At 64.1% G+C, this 23,390-nt stretch carries 23 protein-coding genes; 16 read left to right on the forward strand and 7 right to left on the reverse strand.

What is annotated here, in order from left to right; genetic code table 11:
- Positions 1-125 precede the first annotated feature (125 nt).
- The 6 genes from fabG to C7444_RS07365 form a co-directional block, all read right to left on the reverse strand.
- Entirely contained in the window at positions 126-869 is a 744-nt protein-coding gene (fabG, locus tag C7444_RS07340; protein WP_110400192.1) for a 3-oxoacyl-ACP reductase FabG, read from the reverse strand.
- A complete protein-coding gene (gene fabD, locus C7444_RS07345; protein WP_110400193.1) occupies positions 866-1,804 on the reverse strand; it encodes an ACP S-malonyltransferase in 939 nt (312 codons plus the stop codon). Before fabD ends, fabG begins: the two co-directional genes overlap by 4 nt.
- A 94-nt stretch (positions 1,805-1,898) precedes the next feature.
- Positions 1,899-2,891, reverse strand: a complete 993-nt coding sequence (locus tag C7444_RS07350) for a beta-ketoacyl-ACP synthase III (protein ID WP_110400194.1) — start codon at positions 2,889-2,891, stop codon at positions 1,899-1,901.
- Complete coding sequence (gene plsX, locus C7444_RS07355) at positions 2,888-3,976, reverse strand: phosphate acyltransferase PlsX (RefSeq protein ID WP_110400308.1); 1,089 nt, start codon at positions 3,974-3,976, stop codon at positions 2,888-2,890. Before plsX ends, C7444_RS07350 begins: the two co-directional genes overlap by 4 nt.
- A gap of 136 nt (positions 3,977-4,112) precedes the next feature.
- On the reverse strand, positions 4,113-4,295 hold the full coding sequence (gene rpmF / locus C7444_RS07360; RefSeq protein ID WP_110400195.1) for a 50S ribosomal protein L32: 183 nt from the start codon (positions 4,293-4,295) through the stop codon (positions 4,113-4,115).
- A 91-nt stretch (positions 4,296-4,386) separates the two neighbouring features.
- A complete protein-coding gene (locus tag C7444_RS07365; protein WP_110400196.1) occupies positions 4,387-4,956 on the reverse strand; it encodes a YceD family protein in 570 nt (189 codons plus the stop codon).
- A 65-nt stretch (positions 4,957-5,021) separates the two neighbouring features.
- Here C7444_RS07365 and C7444_RS07370 point away from each other — a divergent pair, with 65 nt between their 5' ends.
- A complete protein-coding gene (locus C7444_RS07370; protein WP_110400197.1) occupies positions 5,022-5,693 on the forward strand; it encodes a Maf family nucleotide pyrophosphatase in 672 nt (223 codons plus the stop codon).
- Positions 5,690-6,487, forward strand: a complete 798-nt coding sequence (locus tag C7444_RS07375) for an SAM-dependent methyltransferase (protein ID WP_110400198.1) — start codon at positions 5,690-5,692, stop codon at positions 6,485-6,487. The genes C7444_RS07370 and C7444_RS07375 overlap by 4 nt, the downstream gene beginning before the upstream one ends.
- 13 nt (positions 6,488-6,500) lie before the next feature.
- Here the strand turns inward: C7444_RS07375 and C7444_RS07380 are convergent, their stop codons facing one another.
- Entirely contained in the window at positions 6,501-7,997 is a 1,497-nt protein-coding gene (locus C7444_RS07380) for a DEAD/DEAH box helicase (protein ID WP_211317500.1), read from the reverse strand.
- 314 nt (positions 7,998-8,311) lie between these two features.
- Here C7444_RS07380 and C7444_RS07385 point away from each other — a divergent pair, with 314 nt between their 5' ends.
- The 14 genes from C7444_RS07385 (at position 8,312) to C7444_RS07450 (ending at position 23,381) form a co-directional block, all read left to right on the forward strand.
- Complete coding sequence (locus C7444_RS07385) at positions 8,312-9,757, forward strand: mannose-1-phosphate guanylyltransferase/mannose-6-phosphate isomerase (RefSeq protein WP_170130659.1); 1,446 nt, start codon at positions 8,312-8,314, stop codon at positions 9,755-9,757.
- A 59-nt stretch (positions 9,758-9,816) separates the two neighbouring features.
- Complete coding sequence (rfbB, locus tag C7444_RS07390) at positions 9,817-10,878, forward strand: dTDP-glucose 4,6-dehydratase (protein ID WP_110400200.1); 1,062 nt, start codon at positions 9,817-9,819, stop codon at positions 10,876-10,878.
- Between the two features lie 25 nt (positions 10,879-10,903).
- A complete protein-coding gene (rfbD, locus tag C7444_RS07395; protein ID WP_110400201.1) occupies positions 10,904-11,803 on the forward strand; it encodes a dTDP-4-dehydrorhamnose reductase in 900 nt (299 codons plus the stop codon).
- Positions 11,804-11,841: 38 nt separating this feature from the next.
- Positions 11,842-12,726: a glucose-1-phosphate thymidylyltransferase RfbA gene (rfbA, locus tag C7444_RS07400; RefSeq protein ID WP_110400202.1), complete on the forward strand. Its 885-nt coding sequence runs from the start codon at positions 11,842-11,844 to the stop codon at positions 12,724-12,726.
- A gap of 6 nt (positions 12,727-12,732) precedes the next feature.
- Entirely contained in the window at positions 12,733-13,284 is a 552-nt protein-coding gene (gene rfbC, locus C7444_RS07405) for a dTDP-4-dehydrorhamnose 3,5-epimerase (protein ID WP_110400203.1), read from the forward strand.
- A 39-nt stretch (positions 13,285-13,323) separates the two neighbouring features.
- Positions 13,324-13,644, forward strand: coding sequence for a nucleotidyltransferase domain-containing protein (locus C7444_RS07410; protein ID WP_110400204.1), 321 nt, complete (start codon positions 13,324-13,326; stop codon positions 13,642-13,644).
- Positions 13,641-14,099, forward strand: coding sequence for a hypothetical protein (locus C7444_RS07415; protein WP_110400205.1), 459 nt, complete (start codon positions 13,641-13,643; stop codon positions 14,097-14,099). The genes C7444_RS07410 and C7444_RS07415 overlap by 4 nt, the downstream gene beginning before the upstream one ends.
- 314 nt (positions 14,100-14,413) lie before the next feature.
- On the forward strand, positions 14,414-16,258 hold the full coding sequence (locus tag C7444_RS07420; protein ID WP_170130660.1) for an SLBB domain-containing protein: 1,845 nt from the start codon (positions 14,414-14,416) through the stop codon (positions 16,256-16,258).
- Position 16,259: 1 nt separating this feature from the next.
- Positions 16,260-17,372 carry a Wzz/FepE/Etk N-terminal domain-containing protein gene (locus C7444_RS07425; RefSeq protein ID WP_110400207.1) on the forward strand — a complete coding sequence of 371 codons (1,113 nt, stop codon included), beginning with the start codon at positions 16,260-16,262 and terminating at the stop codon, positions 17,370-17,372.
- A 148-nt stretch (positions 17,373-17,520) separates the two neighbouring features.
- A complete protein-coding gene (locus C7444_RS07430) occupies positions 17,521-18,078 on the forward strand; it encodes an acyltransferase (RefSeq protein ID WP_110400208.1) in 558 nt (185 codons plus the stop codon).
- 295 nt (positions 18,079-18,373) lie between these two features.
- On the forward strand, positions 18,374-19,510 hold the full coding sequence (rffA, locus tag C7444_RS07435) for a dTDP-4-amino-4,6-dideoxygalactose transaminase (RefSeq protein ID WP_110400209.1): 1,137 nt from the start codon (positions 18,374-18,376) through the stop codon (positions 19,508-19,510).
- The gene (locus C7444_RS07440) at positions 19,461-20,813 is read left to right on the forward strand and encodes an O-antigen translocase (protein WP_170130661.1); all 1,353 of its coding nucleotides are present in this window, start codon (positions 19,461-19,463) and stop codon (positions 20,811-20,813) included. Before rffA ends, C7444_RS07440 begins: the two co-directional genes overlap by 50 nt.
- Positions 20,806-21,987: a glycosyltransferase family 4 protein gene (locus tag C7444_RS07445; protein ID WP_170130662.1), complete on the forward strand. Its 1,182-nt coding sequence runs from the start codon at positions 20,806-20,808 to the stop codon at positions 21,985-21,987. The genes C7444_RS07440 and C7444_RS07445 overlap by 8 nt, the downstream gene beginning before the upstream one ends.
- 143 nt (positions 21,988-22,130) lie before the next feature.
- Positions 22,131-23,381: a hypothetical protein gene (locus C7444_RS07450; RefSeq protein WP_146219359.1), complete on the forward strand. Its 1,251-nt coding sequence runs from the start codon at positions 22,131-22,133 to the stop codon at positions 23,379-23,381.
- Positions 23,382-23,390 lie beyond the last annotated feature (9 nt).

Consider the following 23,390-nt stretch of genomic DNA (forward strand, 5'->3'; position numbering starts at 1 on the left):
TGCAAAAAACAGCCTGCGATTCTAAGGCGTCCGGAAGACAGTTCTTCCGGACTTGCCCGGCCGGCCCGCGCAGGTCGGGATCCGGGCCGCACGGGCAGGACGGTTCAGGGACTCGTGCATGGGCATCAGCCCATGAACATGCCCCCGTTGACGTGCAGTTCCGTCCCGGTGATGTAGCCGGCCTGAGGCGAGGCCAGGAACAGCACCGCCTGTGCAATATCCTCCGGATTGCCCAGACGGCCCAGAGGAATCTGGGCCATCAGCGCAGCTTTCTGTGCCTCCGGCAGGATTTCGGTCATGTCGGTGGCGATGAAGCCCGGGGCCACGCAGTTCACCGTGATGTTGCGGCTGCCCAGTTCACGGGCCAGCGAGCGTGTCATTCCCGCCACACCGGCCTTCGAGGCGCAGTAGTTGGCCTGGCCCGGGTTGCCGGAAGCCCCTACCACCGACGTGATGTTGATGATGCGGCCGTGGCGCTGTTTCATCATCGGCTTGATGGCGGCGCGGCAGGCCCGGAAGACCGCCTTCAGGTTGGTGTCGACCACCGCATCCCAGTCCTCGTCCTTCATGCGCATGGACAGGGTGTCGCGGGTGATGCCGGCGTTGTTGACCAGCACCTGCAGACCGCCATCGGCCTTGACGATGCCGTCGATCAGCGCGTCGAGCGCGCCGGCGGCAGTCACGTCGAGCACCTCGCCACGGCCGCCGTGCGGGGCCAGGGCTTCACTGATGCTGGCTGCGCCACTGGTGCTGGTGGCCGTGCCGATGACCCGCAGGCCCGCCTGGGCCAGGGTCAGGGCGATCGAGCGGCCGATGCCGCGGCTGGCGCCGGTGACGAGTGCGATCTGGGGGGAGGCGGTCTGGCTCATGCGACAAGTTCCTTGGCCTGCACGAGGCTGGCCGGGTCGAGGACGGTGGTGGTGGTCAGCTGGCCGTCGATGCGCTTGACCATGCCGGCCAGCACCTTGCCCGGGCCGCACTCGATCACGTGGGTCAGGCCGCGGGCGGCCAGCGCCTGCACCAGCTCGACCCAGCGCACCGGCCCGAAGGCCTGGCGGTACAGCGCATCGCGGATCGCGTCGGCGTCGGTCTGCACGGTCACGTCAATGTTGTTGATCACCGGGATCTGCGGCGAGGCCAGCGTGATCGACTGCAGGCGTTCGCGCAGGCGCTCGGCGGCCGGCTTCATCAGGCTCGAATGGAAGGGGGCCGAGACCGGCAGCGGCAGCGTGCGCTTGGCGCCCATCGCCTTCAGGATCTCGCAGCCCTTCTCGACGCCGGCCTTGCTGCCGGCGATCACGGTCTGCTTCGGGTCGTTGAAGTTGACGGCCTCCACGGCCTGGCCGCTCTCGACGGCGGCGCGGGCACAGCCTTCGATGACCTGTGCGGCCTCCAGGCCCAGGATGGCGGCCATGCCGCCGGTGCCCACGGGCACCGCGTCCTGCATCGCCTGGGCGCGCAGGCGCACCAGCGGCAGCGCATCGGCCAGCGTCAGCACGCCGGCGGCGACCAGCGCGGTGTATTCACCCAGCGAATGGCCGGCCACGGCGGCGGGCAGGGCGCCCCCTTCGGCGATCCAGGCGCGGTAGTTGGCGATGCCCGCCGTCAGCATGACCGGCTGGGTGTTGGTCGTCAGGTCCAGCGTCTCTTTCGGACCGCCGGCGATCAGGCGGGCCATGTCCTCGCCCAGGGCGCTGCTGGCTTCTTCCAGCGTCGTGCGCACGGCAGGGTGGTCGCCCCAGGCGTCGAGCATGCCGACGGACTGGGAGCCCTGTCCCGGGAAGATGAACGCGAATGCAGTCATGGTGTGGTCCGCAGTGGCAATGGCCATGGCAATGGGTTGTCGGGTCGACCGTGCCGCCGCGCATGGGGCGGCCGGCCGGTCGGTCGTGCCGTCGTCAGTAGTCGAGCAGCACCGCGCCCCAGGTGAAACCGCCGCCCACTCCTTCGAGCAGCAGGGTCTCGCCACGCTGGATGCGGCCCTGGCGCACGGCGGTGTCCAGCGCCAGCGGGATCGAGGCGGCCGAGGTGTTGCCGTGCTCGTGCACGGTGACGATCACCTTGTCCATCGACATCTTCAGCTTGCGGGCCGTGCCCTGCATGATGCGGATGTTCGCCTGGTGGGGGATCAGCCAGTCGATGTCGGCTTCGCTGCGCCCGGACTTGCCCAGCACCGCCCGGGCCGCGCTCTCGAGCACGCCGATGGCGAGCTTGAAGACGGCCTGGCCATCCATGCGCAGCAGCGGGCTGCCGATCACCTCGCCGCCCGAGACCGTGCCCGGGGTGCAGAGGATGTCGACATGCTGGCCGTCGGCATGCAGGTCGGTGGCCAGGATGCCCGGCGTGTCGCTGGCCGACAGCACCACGGCGCCGGCGCCATCGCCGAACAGCACGCAGGTGGTGCGGTCGTTGAAGTCGAGGATGCGCGAGAACACCTCGGCGCCGATCACCAGCGCGTTGCGGGCCGTGCCGGTGCGGATCATCGCGTCGGCCACGGTCAGGCCGTAGATGAAGCCGGCGCAGACCGCCTGGACGTCAAAGGCCGGGCAGCCCTGGATGCCCAGCTTGTGCTGGACGATGCAGGCGGTCGACGGGAAGACCATGTCGGGCGTCGAGGTCGCCACGATGATCAGGTCGATGTCGGCGGCCTGCACGCTGGCGGCTTCCATCGCCCGGCGGGCGGCCAGCACCGCGAGGTCGCTGGCGTTCTGCCCGGGGGCGACGAAGTGGCGGGCCCGGATGCCGGTGCGCTCGACGATCCATTCGTCCGACGTCTCGACGCCGTGCTGAGCCAGTTCGGCGGTCAGTTCGGCGTTGGTCAGTCGGCGTTCCGGCAGCGCGCTGCCGGTTCCGCCGATGCGTGAGTAGCGGGGAGGAGAGGATGAGGTCATGCAGCTTGGTGCGATCCGACAACCTCGCGCGGCTCACCGGAGCCGCCTGCGGACCCTTCACGGGCCTGCAGGGTCGCGAGGATGCGCTCATGCACCCGGTCGAGCAAACGATTGCGGGAAGCATCATACGCGCGGTTCAGCGCGTTCTCGAACGCGTAGGCGTCGGCCGAGCCGTGGCTCTTGAACACCAGTCCGCGCAGGCCGAGCAGGGCGGCGCCGTTGTAGCGGCGGTGGTCGACCCGCTGCTTGAAGTGCTTGAGCACCGGCATCGCGATCAGGGCCGCCAGCTTGGCGTACGGACTGCGCGTGAATTCCTGCTTGATGAAGTTCGACAGCATCGCTGCCAGCCCTTCGGCGGTCTTCAGTGCCACGTTGCCGACGAACCCGTCGCACACGACCAGATCGGTCGTGCCCTTGAAGATGTCGTTGCCTTCGACGTTGCCGTGGAAGTTGATCAGGCCGGCCTGACCTGCGGCACGCAGCAGCTCACCCGCACGCTTGATGATCTCGTTGCCCTTGATCGCCTCTTCGCCGATGTTGAGCAGCCCCACGGTGGGTTGCGGCTTGCCATCGACGGCAGCCACCAGCGCGCTGCCCATCAGGGCGAACTGCAGCAGGTGCTCGGCCGTGCAATCGACGTTGGCGCCCAGGTCCAGCATGGTGGTGTAACCATCGAACTGGTTGGGCATCACCGAGGCGATCGCCGGGCGGTCGATGCCGTCCAGCGTCTTGAGCAGATAGCGTGCGACCGCCATCAGCGCGCCGGTGTTGCCCGCCGAGATGCAGGCATCCGCAGCGGCCACGCCGTCGACCCGCTTGACCTGCTGGATCGCCACGCGCATCGACGAATCGCGCTTCTTGCGAAGGGCGATCTCGACCGGGTCGTCCATCAGGACCACTTCGGTGGCGTGGACCAGCTGGCAGCGTTCCCAGTGTTCGGCCGGTGCCAGCGCTTGCGCCTGGCCGACGAGCACGAGCTCGGCATCCGGATGACGATCGAGAAAACTGCGGCAGGCGGGCAGCGTGACAGACGGGCCGTGGTCGCCACCCATGCAATCCACGGACAAGCGCACCGGACGAACCAGTGCCTTGCTGCCATCTTGGGATGTGGCGTCCAAGTGTGAGACCGTTCGATCAGCAATCAGGCGACGCGCAGGGCGTCAGGGGGTCCGAGCGCCGCTGTTCCCGAGGGGCAGCGGCGACTGCGGACGCAGCCGCCGGTCAGGCGTCTGCTTTGGTCTTGAAAATCTTGCGGCCGCGGTAGAAACCGGTGGCGCTGATGTGGTGACGCAGATGCACTTCACCGGTGGTCGGCTCGATCGCGGTGCCCGGGGTATTCAGGGCGTTGTGCGAGCGATGCATGCCACGCTTGGAAGGCGACTTCTTGTTTTGTTGAACGGCCATGGCGGACTCCTGTTTTTCCGGTTGGAAAAGCCTTTGACTATAACACGCTTGCCTGAAAGCTTCCAAGCAAAGCCGTGCGACGGTGTCGGATTCAGGCCGACGACTTCGTTTTCTTCAGTGCGGCGAGGGCGGCGAAGGGATGTTCCCGCTCGGGTGGTGCGCCGTCGGCGGGGGTGTCGATGTCGCCGGTGCTGAGCACCACCGGGACCGGGCAGATCTCGTGCCGGGGCACCAGAGGCACCTCCATCAGCAGCTCGTCCTCGATCAGCGCGAACAGGTTGAAGTGGTGGCTGATGACCAGCACGTCCTCCTCATGTTCGCCGTCCCACTGCGCGGCCTGCTCCTCGGTGGCGGCGAACAGGAAGGAGCGGTCGACCTCGAGCGGCTCGGCCACCGCCTCCAGGCAGCGCTGGCATTCCAGCGGCGCGGCGACCTGGGCGTGCAGGTGCAGCCAGATCTCCTTGCGGCCGCCCTCGGCGCGGCGCACCTCGCCTTCGGCATGCCAGTGCACGGCTTCGGTCGTGCTGCCCTGCGAGCCTTCGTGCAGGCAGGTCACCAGGCGTTCGAACTGCGTCAGGGGCTCGTCGCCCTCCAGCGTGGCGGCCTGCTCGGCGAACAGGCCGATGTCGAGGTGGCGGGGGTGGAAGTCGCGGGCTTTCATCGCCGGGAGTGTAGCGGCGTGCCGTCGGCGCGCAGGGGCGGCAGCGGCAATGGAACAATGGCGACATGAGTCGTCCTTCTTCTGCCGCACATCCGGCCTCCGGTCCCTGGCCCCTGCTGGTCCTGGGTTCCACGTCCCGCTACCGCCGCGAGCTGCTCGAGCGCCTGCGCCTGCCTTTTGTCGTCGCTTCGCCCGAGGTCGACGAGCAGCCCCTGCCGGGCGAATCGCCGGCCGAGCTGGCCTTGCGCCTGGCGCTGGCCAAGGCCGAGGCGGTCGCCGCGCTGATGGCCGTGCGCGAGCCGGGCCGGGACGTGGTGGTGATCGGCTCCGATCAGGTCGCCGAGCTGGATGGCGAGCCCATCGGCAAGCCGGGCACGCACGAGCGGGCCGTCGCCCAGCTGCGCCGCATGAGCGGGCGCAGCGTCGTCTTCCACACCGCCGTCAGCGTGGTGCGGCCCGACCGTGGCCTGCGTCACACGGTGATCGTGCCGGTGCAGGTCCGTTTCAGGGAACTCGGCGACGCCGAGATCGAGACCTATCTGCGCCTGGATCGGCCCTACGACTGCGCCGGCAGCGCCAAGTGCGAGACGCTGGGCATCAGCCTGCTGGCGGCCATCGAGTCGGATGATCCGACCGCGCTGATCGGCCTGCCGCTGATCGCCACCTCCCGCCTGCTGCGTGAGGCCGGTGTCGATCCGCTGCAGATGCTGGCCACGACCGGCGAGGCTCGGCCATGAGCGCGCCCGACACGCCCGCGGGCAGCCTCTACCTGGTGCCCAACACCCTGGACATGGGCACCTGGCCGGCCGACGGCACCCCGCCCGACATCGGCGAGGTGCTGCCGGTGGGGGTGCTGCGCACGGCGGCGCGCCTCGAGCACTGGGTGGCGGAAAACGCCCGCAGCGCCCGTGCGCTGCTCAAGCGGGTGGGCGCACAGGTGCCGCTGGCGCGGCCGCTGCAGGCCATCCAGATCCAGGAGCTGCCGCGTCCGCCCAAGGGGGGCAAGGCGGCGGCCGGGGCGCAGCAGCAGCGTGAGGCCATGGGCCTGCTGCTGGCGCCGCTGCTCGACGGGCATGACGTGGGGCTGGTGTCCGAGGCCGGTCTGCCGGCGGTGGCCGATCCCGGGGCGGCGCTGGTGCGCGAGGCCCATCGCTGTGGCGTGCGGGTGCTGCCGCTGTCGGGGCCGAGTTCGCTGATCCTGGCGGTGGCCGCGGGCGGGTTGAACGGCCAGAGTTTTGCGTTCGTCGGCTACCTGCCCACCGAGGCGGCCCAGCGGGCGCAGCGCCTGCGCGAGCTGGAGACCCACTCGCAGCGCTGGCAGCAGACCCAGTTGCTGATCGAGACGCCTTACCGCAACGCGGCCATGTTGCAGGCGCTGCTGCAGCACCTGCGCCCGACCACCTGGCTGAACGTCAGCTGTGGCCTGACGCTCGAGCGCGGCTGGACCCGCACGCTGACCGTGGCCCAGTGGCGCCACGCGACCGTCGAGCTGCCGGCACAGGTGCCGGCGGTCTTCTCGTTCCTGGCCTGACCGAGCGGCCAGCTCAGGTCGGCAGTTCGCCGCCCAGCAGCGTGGCGATCTTGCGGCGCGGCTTGAGCGGGCGGCTCGGAGCGCCGTGACCGGCGTGTGCCGGCGCCGGGGCCGATTCCCAGACCGGCGCCGCCTTGCTGTCGGCCTCGTAGGGGCGATCGAAGAACGGATCGCCAGCCGGTGCACGTGACGAGCGCACCGGCGGCCGGGCCGCCGGACGTTCCCGCTCGGAGGACGGGGCGGCGCGCTCGGGTGCCCGTTCGCTGCTGCCGTCGGCCCACTCGCGGCGCGGCGGGCGGCGCGGGCGCAGGTCCTCGACGACCAGCGTCTCGAGCTCGATCTTCTTCTTGATCAGCTTCTCGATGTCGCCGACCAGGCGGGCATCGTCCTTCGTGGCCAGCGAGATCGCCACGCCCGACGCGCCGGCGCGGCCGGTGCGGCCGATCCGGTGCACGTAGTCCTCGGCGTTGAAGGGGATGTCGTAGTTGAACACCGCCGGCAGGTCGGCGATGTCCAGGCCGCGTGCGGCCACGTCGGTGGCCACCAGCAGATCGACCTCGCCGGCCTTGAAGGCGGCCAGCGACTTCAGGCGCTCGTCCTGCGACTTGTCGCCGTGCAGTGCGGCCGTGCGCAGGCCGTCACGCTCGAAGACCCGGGCCAGCCGGGCGGCGCCCAGCTTGGAGTTGACGAAGATGATCGCCTGTCGGATGCCACGCTCGCGCAGCAGGTGGGTGATCGTGCGGTGCTTGTCCTCGTCGGCGACACCGTAGAAGCGCTGCTCGACGTTGGTGGCGGTCGCGTTCGGGCGGGCCACCTCGACCAGCAGCGGATCCTGCAGGTAGCTCTGCGCCAGCTTCTTGATCTCGGGCGAGAACGTGGCCGAGAACAGCAGCGTCTGGCGCGCCTTGGGCAGGTAGCTCAGGATGCGCTGCAGGTCGGGCAGGAAGCCGATGTCGAGCATGCGGTCGGCCTCGTCGAGCACGACGTACTCGACCTGGCCGAGCTGGCAGTTCTTCATCTGGATGTGATCCAGCAGCCGCCCCGGCGTGGCGATCAGCACCTCGACGCCACGCTTGAGCTCGGCGGTCTGCGGGGCGATGTCCACGCCGCCGAACACGCAGGCCACCCGCAGGTGGCAATGCTTGGCGTAGGTCTTGATGTTGACGGCCACCTGATCGGCCAGCTCGCGCGTCGGCGCCAGCACCAGTGCGCGCACCGGGTGACGTGCCGGCGAGGCGCTGGCGTTCTCGTGGCGCATCATCTTCTGCAGCAGCGGCACCGAGAACGCCGCCGTCTTGCCCGTGCCGGTCTGGGCCGCTCCCATCACGTCGCGGCCTTCCAGGACGATCGGGATCGCCTTGGCCTGGATGGGGGTCATCATCGTGTAGCCGGCATCGACGATCGCTCTGAGGAGCTTCGCATCCAGCGGCATGGTGTCGAAACGAGCGGGCTCGGCAGGCGGCTCGATGGCGGATGGGGCCTCGACGGCCGCGTCATTGGGGAGTGTCATCACCGCCGCATTATCGTGCGGAAGCGGTCCGGAGCGCAAAGTCGCCTGCCTTTGGGCGTCAGGTTTGTCAAGACTTTGCCGCCTTGGCTGGGCTTGTATCGCTGATGAGGGCTGTGGGCGGTGGGGGCTCACCCTCGTTTTCGGGGGGTGTCAGGCCCCGGTTGGCAGGAATTCTCACGACTTGGCACACGATGCGCATCGCGATGTGATCGGGTTGTTACCTAGCGGCGGCACAATCGTCGGTTGGCAGCGCCTATTTTGTTCCTGTCTATCAGTTTCCCGTCTTCAATGAATCCTGAGAGGATCCCAGCACCATGAGCAGCAGCCCGATTTCCGTTCAACCCGTCGTGATGGCTGGCGGCAGCGGCACGCGCCTGTGGCCGCTGTCGCGTGCCGGCTACCCGAAGCAGTTCCTGGTGCTGACCGGCAACCAGAGCCTGTTCCAGGAAGCCACCCAGCGCCTGGCCACCCTCGGGGCATCGGACATCGCGCTCAAGGCGCCGCTGATCGTGGGCAACGAAGAGCACCGTTTCCTGGTGCTCGACCAGCTGCGCGAGACGAAGCAGGATCCGGCAGCCGTGCTGCTCGAGCCGTCCGGGCGCAACACCGCCCCGGCGCTGACGCTGGCGGCGCTGCAGGCGCTCGAGGGGGGTGAAGACCCGGTGCTGGTGGTCACGCCGGCCGACCAGACCGTCACCGATCCCGCCTCCTTCACCGCGGCCCTGCAGCAGGCCGTGCGCGTGGCGACCACCGGTGCCATCGTCATCCTGGGCATCACGCCCGACAGCCCCGAGACCGGCTACGGCTACATCCGCTCGACGCCCGAGCTGGGTGCGGCCCGCGTGGCCCAGTTCGTCGAGAAGCCTGACCTCGAGACCGCCAAACGCTACCTGGCCGAAGGCTGCTACAGCTGGAACAGCGGCATCTTCGTGCTGCGCGCCTCGGTGTGGCTGAAGGCGCTGGAGCTGTTCCGCCCCGACATCGCCGCGGCCACCCGCACGGCCTTCGCCGCCCGCAAGGTCGACGACAAGTTCGTGCGTCCGGGCAAGGCCGAGTTCGCGCTGGTGCCCAGCGAGTCGGTCGACTACGCGGTGATGGAGCGCTGCCCGGGCAGCGAGATCGACATCCGTGTCGTGCCGCTGTCGGCCGGCTGGAACGACCTGGGTGCCTGGGATGCCGTGTGGCAGGTTGCCGGCAAGGACGACAGCGGCAACGCGGCCATCGGCGACGTCATCCTGCGCGACAGCAGCAACGTGCTGGTGCACGCCAGCAGCCGCCTGGTCAGCGTGGTCGGCCTGGAAGACGTGGTCGTGGTCGAGACTGCCGATGCGGTCATGGTCACCGACCGCAGCCGCAGCCAGGAGGTCAAGAAGATCGTCAACGCGCTGGACGCGAGCGGGCGCACCGAGCACACGCTGCATCGCAAGGTGCACCGCCCCTGGGGCTGGTACGACAGCATCGACCACGGCCCGCGCCATCAGGTCAAGCGCATCATGGTCAAGCCGGGCGCGTCGCTGAGCCTGCAGATGCACCACCACCGTGCCGAGCACTGGATCGTCGTCACCGGCACCGCCGAGATCACCAACGGCGACAAGGTGCTGCTGCTGAGCGAGAACCAGTCCACCTACATCCCGCTGGGCCAGACCCACCGCCTGGCCAACCCGGGCAAGGTGCCGCTCGAGATCATCGAGGTGCAGTCGGGCTCCTACCTCGGCGAGGACGACATCGTGCGCTTCGAGGACACTTACGGGCGAAACTGACCCGACCATGCCAAGCACCCTCCGGGGTGCTTTTTTCTGATCATCGAAAGCGACAACCCATGATTCTGGTCACCGGCGCCGCCGGCTTCATCGGCGGCAACTTCGTACACCACTGGCTGGGTCTGCACGACGAGGCGATCGTGGTGCTGGACAAGCTCACGTACGCGGGCAACCCGGCCACCATCGCCGAGCACCTGCAGTCCGGGCGGGCGATCCTGGCCCAGGGCGACATCTGCGACCGCGAGTTCGTCAAGGGCCTGCTGGCGCGGCACCGCCCGCGCGCGGTGCTGCACTTCGCCGCCGAGAGCCACGTCGACCGCAGCATCCACGGCCCGGGCGAGTTCATCCAGACCAACATGGTGGGCACCTTCAGCCTGCTCGAGGAAGTGCGCAGCTACTGGGGCGCGATGGACGCTGACGCCAAGGCCGCCTTCCGCTTCCTGCACGTGTCCACCGACGAGGTCTACGGCTCGCTCGGCGACACCGACCCGGCCTTCTCGGAGACCACCGCCTACCAGCCCAACAGCCCGTACTCGGCCTCCAAGGCGGGTTCCGACCACCTGGTGCGCGCCTACCACCACACCTACGGCCTGCCCACGCTGACGACCAACTGCAGCAACAACTACGGCCCCTACCACTTCCCCGAGAAGCTCATCCCGCTGATGATCCTCAACGCGCTGGAAGGCAAGCCCCTGCCGGTGTACGGGGACGGTCTGAACGTGCGCGACTGGCTGTACGTGCGCGACCACTGCGAAGCCATCCGCCAGGTGCTGGACAAGGGCCGCCTGGGCGAGACCTACAACGTGGGCGGCAAGAACGAGATCCGCAACATCGACGTCGTCACCACCATCTGCCGCAAGTTGGATGCGCTGCGCCCGAAGGCCGACGGCACGACCTACGAGAGCCAGATCACCTACGTGGTGGACCGCCCCGGCCACGACCGCCGCTACGCGATCGACCCCACCAAGATCGAAGCCGAGATCGGCTGGAAGCCGGCCGAGAGCTTCGAGAGCGGCATCAACAAGACCGTGGCCTGGTACCTTGAGAACACCGCGTGGATCGACTCGGTGCGCACCGGCGCCTACCGCGACTGGGTCGACCAGAACTACGCCACCCGCTGAAGACCGCACAGGGAGAGCCCTACACATGAAGATCCTCCTGCTGGGCAAAGGCGGCCAGGTCGGCTGGGAGCTGCAGCGTGCGCTCGCGCCGCTGGGCGAGCTCGTCGCGCTGGACCACGACCGCAGCCACAACCCCCAGGGCCTGCACGGCGACTTCAGCCAGCCCGAGCGGCTGGCCGAGACCGTCGCCGCCGTGCGCCCCGACGTCATCGTCAATGCCGCGGCCCACACGGCCGTCGACCGCGCCGAGAGCGAGCCCGAGCTCGCGCGCGCCCTCAACGCCACCAGCCCCGGCGTGCTCGCGCGCTGCGCGGCCGAGACCGGCGCCTGGCTGCTGCACTACAGCACCGACTACGTCTTCGACGGCAGCGGCAGCGCGGCCCGCGACGAAGACGCGCCCACCGCCCCGCTGAGCGTCTACGGGCGCACCAAGCTCGAAGGCGAGCAGCTCATCCGCGCCAGCGGTTGCCGCCACCTCATCCTGCGCACCAGCTGGGTGTACGGCGCGCGCGGGGGCAACTTCGCCAAGACCATGCTGCGCCTGGCCGCCGAGCGCGATCGCCTGACCGTCATCGACGACCAGATCGGCGCGCCCACCGGCGCGGACCTGCTGGCCGACCTCAGCGCCCACCTGCTGCGCCAGGTGCGCCAGCAGCCCGAGCTGGGCGGCACCTACCACGCGGTGGCCGCCGGCGAGGTCAGCTGGCACGGCTACGCCAGCTTCGTCATCGACTGGGCGCGCCGCCACGGCCGCGAGCTCCGGGTGCAGGCCATCGACGCCGTGCCCACCAGCGCCTTCCCGACCCCCGCGCAGCGCCCGCACAACTCGCGCCTGTCGACCGCGCGGCTGCAGGCCGCCTTCGGGCTCGTGCTCCCGCCGTGGCAGCAGGGCGTCGAGCGCATGCTCGCCGAAGTGCTCGGCTGAAGAACAAGCAACACCAGGATCACAGGGGAATCCCACTCATGCAGGCACGCAAAGGCATCATCCTCGCCGGAGGCTCCGGCACCCGGCTGCACCCGGCCACGCTGGCCATCAGCAAGCAGCTGCTGCCGGTCTACGACAAGCCGATGATCTACTACCCGCTGAGCACGCTGATGCTCGCGGGCATGCGCGACATCCTCATCATCAGCACCCCGCAGGACACGCCGCGCTTCCAGGCGCTGCTGGGCGACGGCAGCCAGTGGGGCCTGAACCTGAGCTACTGCGTGCAGCCCAGCCCGGACGGCCTGGCGCAGGCCTTCATCCTGGGCCGCGACTTCGTGGGCAACGCCCCCAGCGCGCTGGTGCTGGGCGACAACATCTACTACGGCCACGACCTGCAGGGCCTGCTGCACCACGCCACCCACCGCACCGAAGGCGCCAGCGTGTTCGCCTACCACGTGGCCGATCCCGAGCGCTACGGCGTCGTCGAGTTCGACGCGGACAAGCGCGCGCTGAGCATCGAGGAGAAGCCCCATGCGCCCAAGAGCAACTACGCGGTCACCGGGCTGTACTTCTACGACAACCAGGTCTGCGACATCGCCGCGAGCATCGCGCCCAGCCCGCGCGGCGAGCTCGAGATCACCGACGTCAACGCCACCTACCTCGAGCGCGGCCAGCTCAGCGTGGAGATCATGGGCCGGGGCTACGCCTGGCTCGACACCGGCACGCACGACAGCCTGATGGAGGCCGGCCAGTTCATCGCCACGCTCGAGAAGCGCCAGGGCCTGAAGGTGGCCTGTCTGGAAGAGATCGCCTTCCGCAGTGGCTGGATCGACGCGGCGCAGCTGGAAAAGCTCGCCCGGCCCCTGCTCAAGAACGGCTATGGCCAGTACCTGATCAAGGTGCTCAACGAGCGCGCCTGGTGAAGCGGCATGAACGTCATCCGAACTGAGATCCCCGAGGTGCTGATCCTCGAGCCCAGAGTCTTTGGCGACGAGCGCGGCTTCTTCATGGAAAGCTGGAGCCAGAAGACCTTCAACGCGGCGGTCGGCCACGAGGTGAACTTCGTGCAGGACAACCACTCCCGCTCGGCCCGGGGCGTGCTGCGGGGCCTGCACTTCCAGCTGCCGCCCCATGCCCAGGGCAAGCTGGTGCGCTGCACCCAGGGCGCGGTGTTCGACGTGGTGGTTGATCTGCGCCGCAGCAGCCCGACCTTCGGCAAGTGGGTGGGGATGGAGTTGACCGGCACAAACTATCGCCAAGTCTGGATCCCGCCGGGCTTTGCCCACGGTTTTGTCGTCACCAGCGAGCGGGCCGACTTCCTCTACAAGACCACCGACCTGTACGCGCCCGAGTGCGAAGGGGCCGTGCGCTGGGACGATCCCGCCATCGGCATCACCTGGCCCGACCTCGGCATGGCGCCGCTGCTGTCCGCCAAGGACGCCGTGGCCCCGCTGCTGGCCGACGCACGCCACTTCGGCTGAGCATTGACCTCGCGATGTGCATGCTTTGATACTCAAGGCATGCGACTCACTCCCGATGAACAACAGGCGGTACGGCTGGCCAGCCGCGAAGCCTTCCCGACCGGTACCCGTGTCCTGCTGTTCGGCTCCCGGGTGGATGACCAGAAGCGAGGAGGGGACATCGACCTGCTCGTCGAGCTTCCCCAGGCCCTGAGCGCTGCCGACATGGTGCAGCGCCGCACCCGGTTTTCTGCCCGCTTGTATCGGCTGCTGGGTGAGCAGCGCATCGATGTGGTCATGACGCCGGCTGCGGGCGGCGATCCGGTGTCACCGGTGGTCCGGTCCGCGCGTGAAACCGGTGTTCCGCTGGCCCTTGTATGACGAGGCCCCCTGACAAGCTCACTGCCGCCTTGTGGGAGGCTGATCGGCACGCTGCTGCATTGGAGCGGGCGCTGGCCGATTGGCATCGTGTTCAGGTCACTGCGTTGGCGCAGCTGGAAAGTGATCCTGATCTTGTCCGTCTGGTGGATCAGATCCTGTTTCGTTTCACCAAGCTGCAGGATTGCATGGGTGAGCGGCTGACGGTGGCGACCCTGGCCTCGCTGGCCGAACCTTACGAAGATTGGCCGATGCGCGATCGGCTTCACCGGCTGGAGAAGCTGGGGTTCATCGATACGGACGATTGGCTGCGCTGGCGCGCCTTGCGCCACCGCCTGGCGCACGAGTACCCGGGCCAGGATGACCTGCGCTTCGCCACCCTGCTGGAAGGCATCCGGGGTGCTGCCGAACTTCTGGCGGCTTGCCGGCACTGGATGCTCCAGCTCGCCGCACGCTGAGTTTGCGTGATCCGGCGGTCAGGTCAGCACAGGGCGGACCAAGGCTGTACCTCGGGTTAGCCCTGTGCCGCTCGCTGTGTTCTGAACGCCCGGCTTCTGCGCCGTTGTTCACATTTTGTTGCGAGCGCCCCCCCTACAATCGTTCGCTTCCGCCCATCAACGGGGGGCATTGCTGCCCTTATTGAAAATTTATGCTCGTTTCGCGCCCGACCTCCCTCCCTGTTCGGTCGAGTCTTGTGACCGTGGCCGCCTGTCTTTCGTGCCTGATGGGGCCAGGAGTCGCTCAGGCTCAATCGGACGATGGTGGCGCGAGCGTGACCTCCGGTCCGATCCGCCTGCGTCAGAGCCAAAGTCAGCAGGCCAACCAGACCACCCGCAGTGACGATCGGCAGGATCTGGGCGAAGAGCGCAGTGAGGGTGATGCCGCCGATGAGCGGCGTTCGTCCTCGCGCAGCACCACGTCCGTGGTGTCTGCAGCCCCGGCGCCTGCCCCGCTCGACGAATTCGAGCGCTATGTGGCCACGCTGAACGTCAGTGCCAACTCGTCGGCGCCGGTGTCTGCACCGCCGCCGCCCGTGCGCCGTTTCGGCAGCGACCTGTTCACCGGGCGCAACAACTACGACGCGGCCGAGAACAACGCGCTCGTGCCGGCCGACTACGTGGTGGGTCCGGGCGACGAACTGCAGATCAGCCTGTGGGGTTCGGTCGATGCCGACCTGCGCACCATGGTCGATCGCAGCGGCCGCATCAGCATTCCGCGCGTGGGCACCATCATGGTGGCCGGCACCCGCTATGCCGAGCTGCCCGACCTGATCTCGCGTCGCGTCAGCCAGTCGTTCCGCAACTTCCAGCTCAGCGTGTCGCTGGGTCAGGTGCGCAGCGTGCGCATCTACATCACCGGCTACGTCAAGCGGCCGGGCGCCTACACCGTCAGCAGCCTCTCGAGCGTCGCGGGTGCGCTGATGCGCAGCGGTGGCCCCACCAGCGCCGGCAGCATGCGCCGCATCGACCTGCGCCGCGGCAAGGACACCGTCACCCGCTACGACCTCTACGACCTGCTGCTCAAGGGCGACCGCAGCGCCGATCGCATCGTCCAGGCGGGCGACGTCATCCACGTCGGCCCCATCGGCCCTCAGGTGGCGCTGATCGGCAGCGTCAACAAGCCCGCCATCTTCGAGCTCGGCGAGGGCGAAAAAGTCGCCGATCTGGTCAACATGGCCGGCGGCTTCACCGCCGTGGCCGACCGCAGCCGCCTGGCCATCGAGCGCCTGAACGACCGCGCCAGAACCCGGATCACCCAGCTGAACCTGCCCGACGACCAGAACCAGCAACCCGCCAGCGGCGACGTGCTGCGCGCCTTCAGTGCCGTCGATTCCATGCAGCCGCTCGCGCGCCAGAACAAGCGCGTGCGCATCGAAGGCGAAGTGGCCAAGCCGGGTGAATATGTGCTGCCCCCGGGCGTGAGCACCCGTGCGGCCATCGACATGGCGGGTGGCTACACCCCCAACGCCTATATCTACGGCACCGAGTTCAACCGCGAGAGCGTGCGGGTGGTCCAGCAGCAGAACTACGAGCGTGCGCTGCGCGACATGGAGACCGAGTTCACCCGCGCCACTGCCACCCAGCGCGCCATCAATGCCGACGAGGCCGCGGCCTTCGAGCAGCGCAGCGCCGCCACGGCCCGCCTGATCGAGAACCTGCGCAAGGTGCGCCCGACCGGCCGCGTGGTGCTGCAGCTCAACCCGGGCGCCAGCGACATCCCCGACCTGCCGCTGGAGGAGGGTGATCGCATCTACGTGCCCACCCGGCCCACCACGGTCGGCGTGTTCGGTTCGGTGTTCAACGCCGGGGCTTTCCTGCTGGAGCCGGGCGCGACCATCGGCGACTTCTTGTCCCAGGCCGGGGGGCCGACGCGGGGAGCCGATGCCGGCAGCACCTTCGTGCTGCGCCCGAACGGCAGCGTGCTGAGCCAGTTGCAGAAATCCACGTTCTTCGGAATGGTGGGTGGAATCAACGGCGCCGCCGCCGAACCCGGTGACACCGTGTTCGTGCCCGAGTTGATGAACAAGACCACTTGGGTCCAAGACCTGAAGGAATGGACGCAGATCATGTACCAGTTTGGTCTGGGTGCGGCGGCTTTGACGACTTTGAAGAACTGAGATGAGTAACTCAAATAACGGCCGGGCCGATCAGGATTGGGACGGCGAGGACGACGGCATCAGTCTTGGTGAACTGGCCTCGATGATCGGGGCGCAGTGGAAGACAATTGCGGTTGGAACCGTTCTGGCTGGTGTTGTGGGGTATGGCGTGGCGTTGATGCTGCCATCCATTTACACCGCTCGGACGGTGATCATGCCGCCGCAGCAACAGCAGAATGCCGCCGCGGCGGCGTTGAGTTCTTTGGGGGCACTCGCTGGTTTGGCTGGTGGCGGCGTGAAGAGCCCGGCCGATCAGTACATCGCACTGATGCAGAGTGCGACGGTGTCGGATCGTCTCATCGACCGGTTCAAGCTGATGGAGGTCTACGCGGCCAAGTTCCGCGTAGACGCCCGCAAGACCCTGGTGAAGAACGCTCAGATCTCGTCCGGGAAGAAGGACGGTCTCCTGACGGTGGAAGTGGACGACACGGACCCCAAGCGTGCGGCAGACATCGCCAATGCCTACGTGGACGAACTGCGGTTCATGACCAACACGCTGGCGATGAGTGAGGCCCAGCAGCGCCGCAAGTTTTTCGAGGGCAAGCTGGAGGAAACGAAGGCCAAGTTGACGCAGGCTCAAATTGAACTGCAGTCGAGTGGATTCACTTCCGGCGCCCTTCGGGCCGAGCCCAAGGCTGCGGCTGAAGGATATGCCCGGGCTCGGGCGGGGCTGACGGCGGCAGAGGTGAAACTCCAGACGTTGCGTGGGATGTTGGCGGATGGGACGCCGGAAATCGGGCAGCAGCAGGCGTTGGTGGCAGCACTGCGTGCGGAGGTTTCCAAACTGGAGCAGAAGGAACCTGGCCGGGATGCGGACTCCGGCTACGTCAACAGATACCGCGATTTCAAGTATCAGGAGACGCTGTTTGAGCTTTATGCCAAGCAGTTTGAGCTGGCTCGTATGGATGAGAGTCGAGAGGGGGCGTTGATTCAGGTGGTGGATGCGGCAACTCCCCCGGAGCGGCGTAGTAAGCCAATGAGATTTATCATCGCAATAGGAATAGCGACGGCGGCATTCGTTCTGTTGGGTGTTCGCTCTGTATGGGGTGGGATGCGTCGTCTGGCAACTGGCTGAAAACGGACAGAGTACCGGCAAGAAATTTTCGTGCCCTGCCTATGAGTGGCTCGTTGACCTTGTTCGCCTTCTAAGTGCAAACTGTATCTTTTGGGATGCGTGTCACTGAACTTAATTGGCTAACTGCTTTTGACTGATTGGGGTAATTGTGGCATTTTTAAATGAGCAGGCGTTGCGTGGTATTGGGTTTAAGCGGCTTGGTTGTAATGTGCGCATCAGTGATAAGGCCTCGATCTACGATCCGGAAAAAATTGAGATTGCAGATAATGTTCGCATAGATGACTTCTGTGTGATCTCCGGCCGAGTGAATTTCGGTAGAAATGTACATGTGGCGGTTTTTTGCAATGTGGCCGGCGGTGATGTAGGTATTATTTTTGAGGATTTTTCGGGCTTGGCTTATGGGTGTCAGGTTTTTACGCAGAGTGATGACTATACTGGCCGCTCTCTTACGAATCCAACCGTTCCAGATAAATACAAAATAGAAACAAAAAAGGCGGTCGTGATTGGTCGACACGCTATTGTGGGTACTTCATCGATCATTCTTCCTGGTGTCGTTTTGGGGGAGGGTACGGCTGTTGGTGCTATGTCCTTGGTGAATCACTCGACGGAGTCGTGGTCTGTATATTTTGGCTGTCCCGCTAAGCGGTTGAAAGCTAGAAAAAGAGATTTGCTGAAACTTGAGGCGGAATATGTGTCCGGGATTTAATTGGTTGGGTATTGGTTTGATAATTGATGCTTGCAAAGTGCGGCGTCTGGAAATTATTTTCCTGGCATGGTAGTTCTTGATTTGAAGCATAGTTGCCGATAGATCGAATCCGCGGTTGGTGCGTAATGACTGGCGTCACTGATGGTGTTGTTGAGTATATTCCGGAGCATGGAGGTATTTTCTTTGTGCGTCAATGGATGTATTGCTTTGGATGCAAGTGCTCTCGCGATATGCTTTTGTGTGCCTCGAGTTCCAATCGAAGTGCTTCAGTCGGCTTTAAAAAAGAAGTGTTGCTATGATAAAAATTCCTTTTAACAAACCTTATCTTCATGGTCGCGAACTGGTTTATATAGCGCAAGCTGTTGCGTCCGGAAAAATCTCCGGGGACGGTATTTTCACAAAAAAGTGCCACGCGTTCTTTGAGGGGCGCTACGGCTTTTCTAAAGCTCTGATGACTACATCCTGCACTGACGCGCTGGAAATGAGTGCGTTGTTGCTAAATATCAGGGAAGGGGACGAAGTAATCGTCCCGTCGTTTACCTTTGTCTCCAGTGCCAACGCTTTCGCTCTACGCGGCGCGAAGTTGGTTTTCACCGACAGCGAGGCAAACAACCCTAACATCGATGCGGAACAGTTAGAAGCGTTAATCACGCCGCGGACCCGTGCGATTGTGGTGGTGCACTATGCGGGCGTAGCTTGCGATATGGACCGTATCAATGCCATAGCTGATAGATACGGTGTGATAGTGATTGAAGATGCTGCGCAGGCGATCGACTCATTTTACAAAGGTCGACCACTGGGAAGTATTGGTGCTATGTCGGCTTTCTCCTTCCACGAAACCAAGAACGTTATTTCTGGCGAAGGTGGCCTTTTAGCAATAAATCAACCTCAGTATGCCAACCGGGCAGAAATAATTCGAGAGAAGGGCACCAACCGTAGCTCGTTCTTCCGCGGTGAGGTAGACAAGTACGGCTGGGTGGACATTGGGTCGTCTTTTTTGCCCTCGGACATCGTCTCGGCCTATCTCTTCGCGCAACTGGAAACGCTCGACGAGATACAGGCACGGCGCAAGGCTATATGGCAGCGCTATTGGGACCGATTGGCCCCGGTGCTGCCGGAGTTCGACGTGCACCTCCCATTTCTACCAGAGTTCGCAACGAACAATGCCCACATGTTTTACTTGGTGTGCCGGGATCTGGCGCAGCGAACGAAGCTGATCGCGGCGCTAAAAGCGCAGGGAATCCACGCGGTGTTCCACTACCTGTCTCTGCATGACAGCCCGTACTTCCAGCGCAAGCATGACGGACGGCCGCTGCCCAACAGTGACCGCTTCTCCAATTGTCTGGTGCGGCTGCCGATGTTTTATGAATTGGGTGACTCAGATGTCGATTACGTCTGTAATTCCATCCTCTCCCACCTGTCTGCGTCCTGATCGCCAGCGTGGTCGTGCTTCTCAAAGCGCCCGGCGCGCGCGCGCTATGTCACTTCTAAAAGCCAGCGCTGTTTCTGCGATCGGTGCCGGCATCAAATTGCTTTTCGGCCTGCTGCTCATCAAGGTCGTCGCGAACTCGCTCGGCCCCAGCGGGCTGGGGTTGATGGGACAGCTAATGTCCATGACGACGATACTGGTGTTATTGGCGGGCGGTGGTATCGCGACGGGCGTCGTCAAGTACGTCGCAGAGTATCGTGAGGCGCCGGTGCGCTTGCATGAGTTCCTGTCGGCCGCGCGCGGCTACTCGCTAATCGCTTCATTGATCCTGCTGATCGTCGGCTTGTTGGTGGCCCAGCCGCTCGCCCTGTGGATCTTCAAGGAGCCCGGATACGGATACATCGTCTACATCCTGAGTTTTGCGCAGTTGGGCATCGCTATAAACACCTTCGCCCTGGCCGTTGTGGGTGGCTACAAGGATGTCGTCACATCGAATGTCGTCAGCACCGTGGGCTCGCTGTTGGGTGTGCTGGCGCTGGTGCTGCTGATCTACTGTTTCGGTAACACTGGCATGCTGATCGGCCTGACGGCACTGCCGGCCTTGCCTGTGCTGATCTCCCTGTGGATCGTCAGAAAGAAATATCCGGAAGTCCTGCGCAGAAGATTCTGGATCAACAAAAGAGACACACGACTCCTGTTCCGCTTTTCGTTGATGATGGCGGCTTCAGCGATTACCATGCCCGTTGCCCAAATGTTACTCCGTAGCCATCTGGTGGATCAATTCGGTTGGACCCAGGTTGGGTATCTGCAGGCGACGATCCGTCTCTCGGATGCCTACCTGTTGTTCGTTAACATGGTCTTGGCTGGATATTATATGCCAAAGCTCTCCGAACTGGGGCCGGGGCGGCAGCAACTGCGCTATATGATGGATGCAATGACACGGTTGCTCCCGCTGGTCGCTGTCTGCATTGCGATCATATGGTTGCTCGGTACGCCATTGATTTCACTGCTTTTCTCGGAGGAATTTCTGCCGGCGCGCGAGTTGCTGACCTATCAGCTGATTGGGGACTTCTTCAAGATTGGTAGCTTCATCATGGGCTACGTCGTCGTTGCAAACGCATGGTTGCGTTTAAGCATTCTGGGCGACATTGTCCAAGCAACGTTATTCTTCAGCTTGGCTTGGTACCAGTCCTCCCATTATGGGATGCTGGGGGTCTCCATCGGCTATGCGGTTTGCTACATCGTCTATTTCGCTGCGCTCAGCGCCCTCTTCTATCGCTCATGGCGGATCCAGATCAATGAATAAGCGCATCCTGTTCATCAATCTGTACTTCGAGATGGGTGGCGTTGAGACGCTCCTACTCAGGCTCATCCGAGAGCTTCAGGCTAAGGGTTTTTATTCCACAGTGCTGTTGCTGAGAAAGGCCTACGACCCAGTGCTTCTCGCCCAATTGCAGCAGCATGCCACCGTCTTTTTCCTATCAGACATCGCAACCCCGATGCCCTCCCGTATGCGAAATCGTCTGGGAGGCGATTTTGACTACATCTTTGTGACGATCAATTACGCGCTGATCTTGGGTGCGTTATTGCAGCAGTTCGTATACAGGAGCGCCCACCTGCTAGCGGGGGTCTATCAGACTGAGCTCTTTTGCGCGCCGGTCACGGCGGGATTTCGTCATCACCAAGCGATTCGCGACATCTTCCGCGACGGACTCCCCGACCGGAACAAGGTGTTCGGCAACGACGCGGCCAAGGCCCACCACGAGCTCCTGCTCGGGCGTGCCTTTCCGGATGCGCCTGTCGTGCCGCTGATGATCGACATCGACAAATATTGCTCGCCGAGCCGGGCGCGCTTAGATAGGCACAAGATTGTCTCGATCGGCCGATTGTGCGATTTTAAGACCTACAACTTCACCATGCTGGAAGTTGTTAAGTCGCTGCGCGAGCGGGGGTATCCCGTAACGTATCACATATATGGCGATGGTCCCGACGAGGCTCGCTTGCGCACAGCTATTGCGGAGCAGGGCCTCTCCGAGGTCGTCGTGCTCCATGGCCCGCTCGAGTATGCCCATTTCCAGGACGCGGTAAGCGATGCGCTGGTGTTCATCGGTTCCGGAACAGCGGTTATGGAAGCCGCCGCCTGCGGGGTGCCCAGCATTGCGGCAATCGAATACTCTACGGAAGCAGAAACCTACGGGTTTATACATGAGATCCCGGGGACTAGTTTTTTCGAGCCCCATCTGCCTTACCCGAGGCAGTCGATTAGCGATTTGATTGCTAAACTTCTCGCCTACACGCCTGATCAATACCGACAGATCGAAGTGGCATCGATCCAGCGCGTCCAGCCGTTCTCACCTAAAAATGTCGTTGATGTCACGGCTAAGGCCTTGCTGGAATCCAGCCCTCGCCGGGTGAATGGATTACGGTACGCTGTGTCCATGCTGGTGTGGCGCTTCCTGAGTAAAAAATTAGGCGTGTGAGTCGCGTGTTGACTGTCTGAGTAATGAAATTTTTAACCCGACACGTATACTTGAGGAGGGGGAGTGAAATCTTCCTGTGGTTCTGCGCCATTGTCGTTCTGACGTGCGTCGACTACGTGTTGGTTGGCATTGGGGAGACTGCCATGGCTATCCGTTTAGCTTCCGCAGTATATCTCGCGGGGCTCTTGCACCTGTACGCACGGCGCAAGAAAAGCTTTGGTTTCTTCCTGCTGATGGCTATTAGCTATGCGCTTCTCTTCGGACTTCCTTGCGTTGCCTGGGTGCTAAGCAATCCGCTTAACGACACTGGTCAGATTAATTTCTTGCTTGGACTGCTGAGTTGCGGAAATTTGCTGACGGTGCTAAGTCATTGCGAGAGTTACTATAAGCAAAATAAATACGTCCCCTTTGCCTTTGAGTCTAATGGGGCCTTTGTCGTTGTCTTCGTGGTCGTCGCTTTGGCGCAGGCGTACAAGCTCTACGCGTATTTCGGCGTCCTGAGTTCGAGTGAGTATGGGCATCTGGCAATTTGGGTCGATGGAGAGGCGCTGCTTAGCACGGTTCCCACGTGGATCCGGGTTATAAGTGGCGGAAGCCTGTTGACTGGCATTATCGGGGTTGCGCTTCTTCGGAATCGGCCGTATATGCAGTTTGCTTGCCTGATCCTTATTACTTCAGATATTATTATTGGCGTTCGCAATAAGGGATTTTTTGGAGTATTGGCCGCGATCTACATTCTTTCCCTTTTTGAGCGTGATAGGGCGGCCAAGCTGTTTCTGAGGATCTCTTCGCCGTTTTGGCTCGTGGCTGTATTCCTCGCGCTCTCGATGGTTTCATTCCTGCGGGAGGGCTTCGAAGTCCCAGTTTCTGAGTATTTGTTGATCGTGCTCGATTCCCTGGCCTCGATCGTTAATGGTCTGCTTACGGTCGCGTCTCAATCGCAATGTATTGACAACTTGGATGGCTCGCTGGTGTTTTCTCAGTTTTGGACGCTGATCGGACTTCGTGGCGGAGCGCAACTGTCTGGCGAGTTCAACTATTGCCTTACTGGCGATCCAAGTCCGCTAACCAGCGTCAGCTCCTCGCTGATTTTCGAAGTGCTTCTATTGACTGGCTCGTTTTGGCCGCTGGCCGCTGGCCTCTACTTGGTCGTGCTATACGCAGCGCTGCGATTGCTCGAACGGCACAAGAGCATCTTCAGCCTGTCCCTCTTGTGCGCCTTGGCGCCCGCCATTCTTTATACCTTGCGTGCGGAGTTGTTGCAGCCGCTGGTCTTCATCCTTAAGAGCCTCCCCTACATCCTGTTGATCGGACTGATGGTGAAACGCGTCTCACGAAAGAGCCCGATGGGGCCTGCCCCAGCTGAGTTGAATGTAGGTGCCCCTCAAAATTGAGCTTTGAAA

Origin of the sequence: Sphaerotilus hippei (assembly GCF_003201595.1) — a bacterium.
Lineage (GTDB): Bacteria > Pseudomonadota > Gammaproteobacteria > Burkholderiales > Burkholderiaceae_C > Sphaerotilus > Sphaerotilus hippei.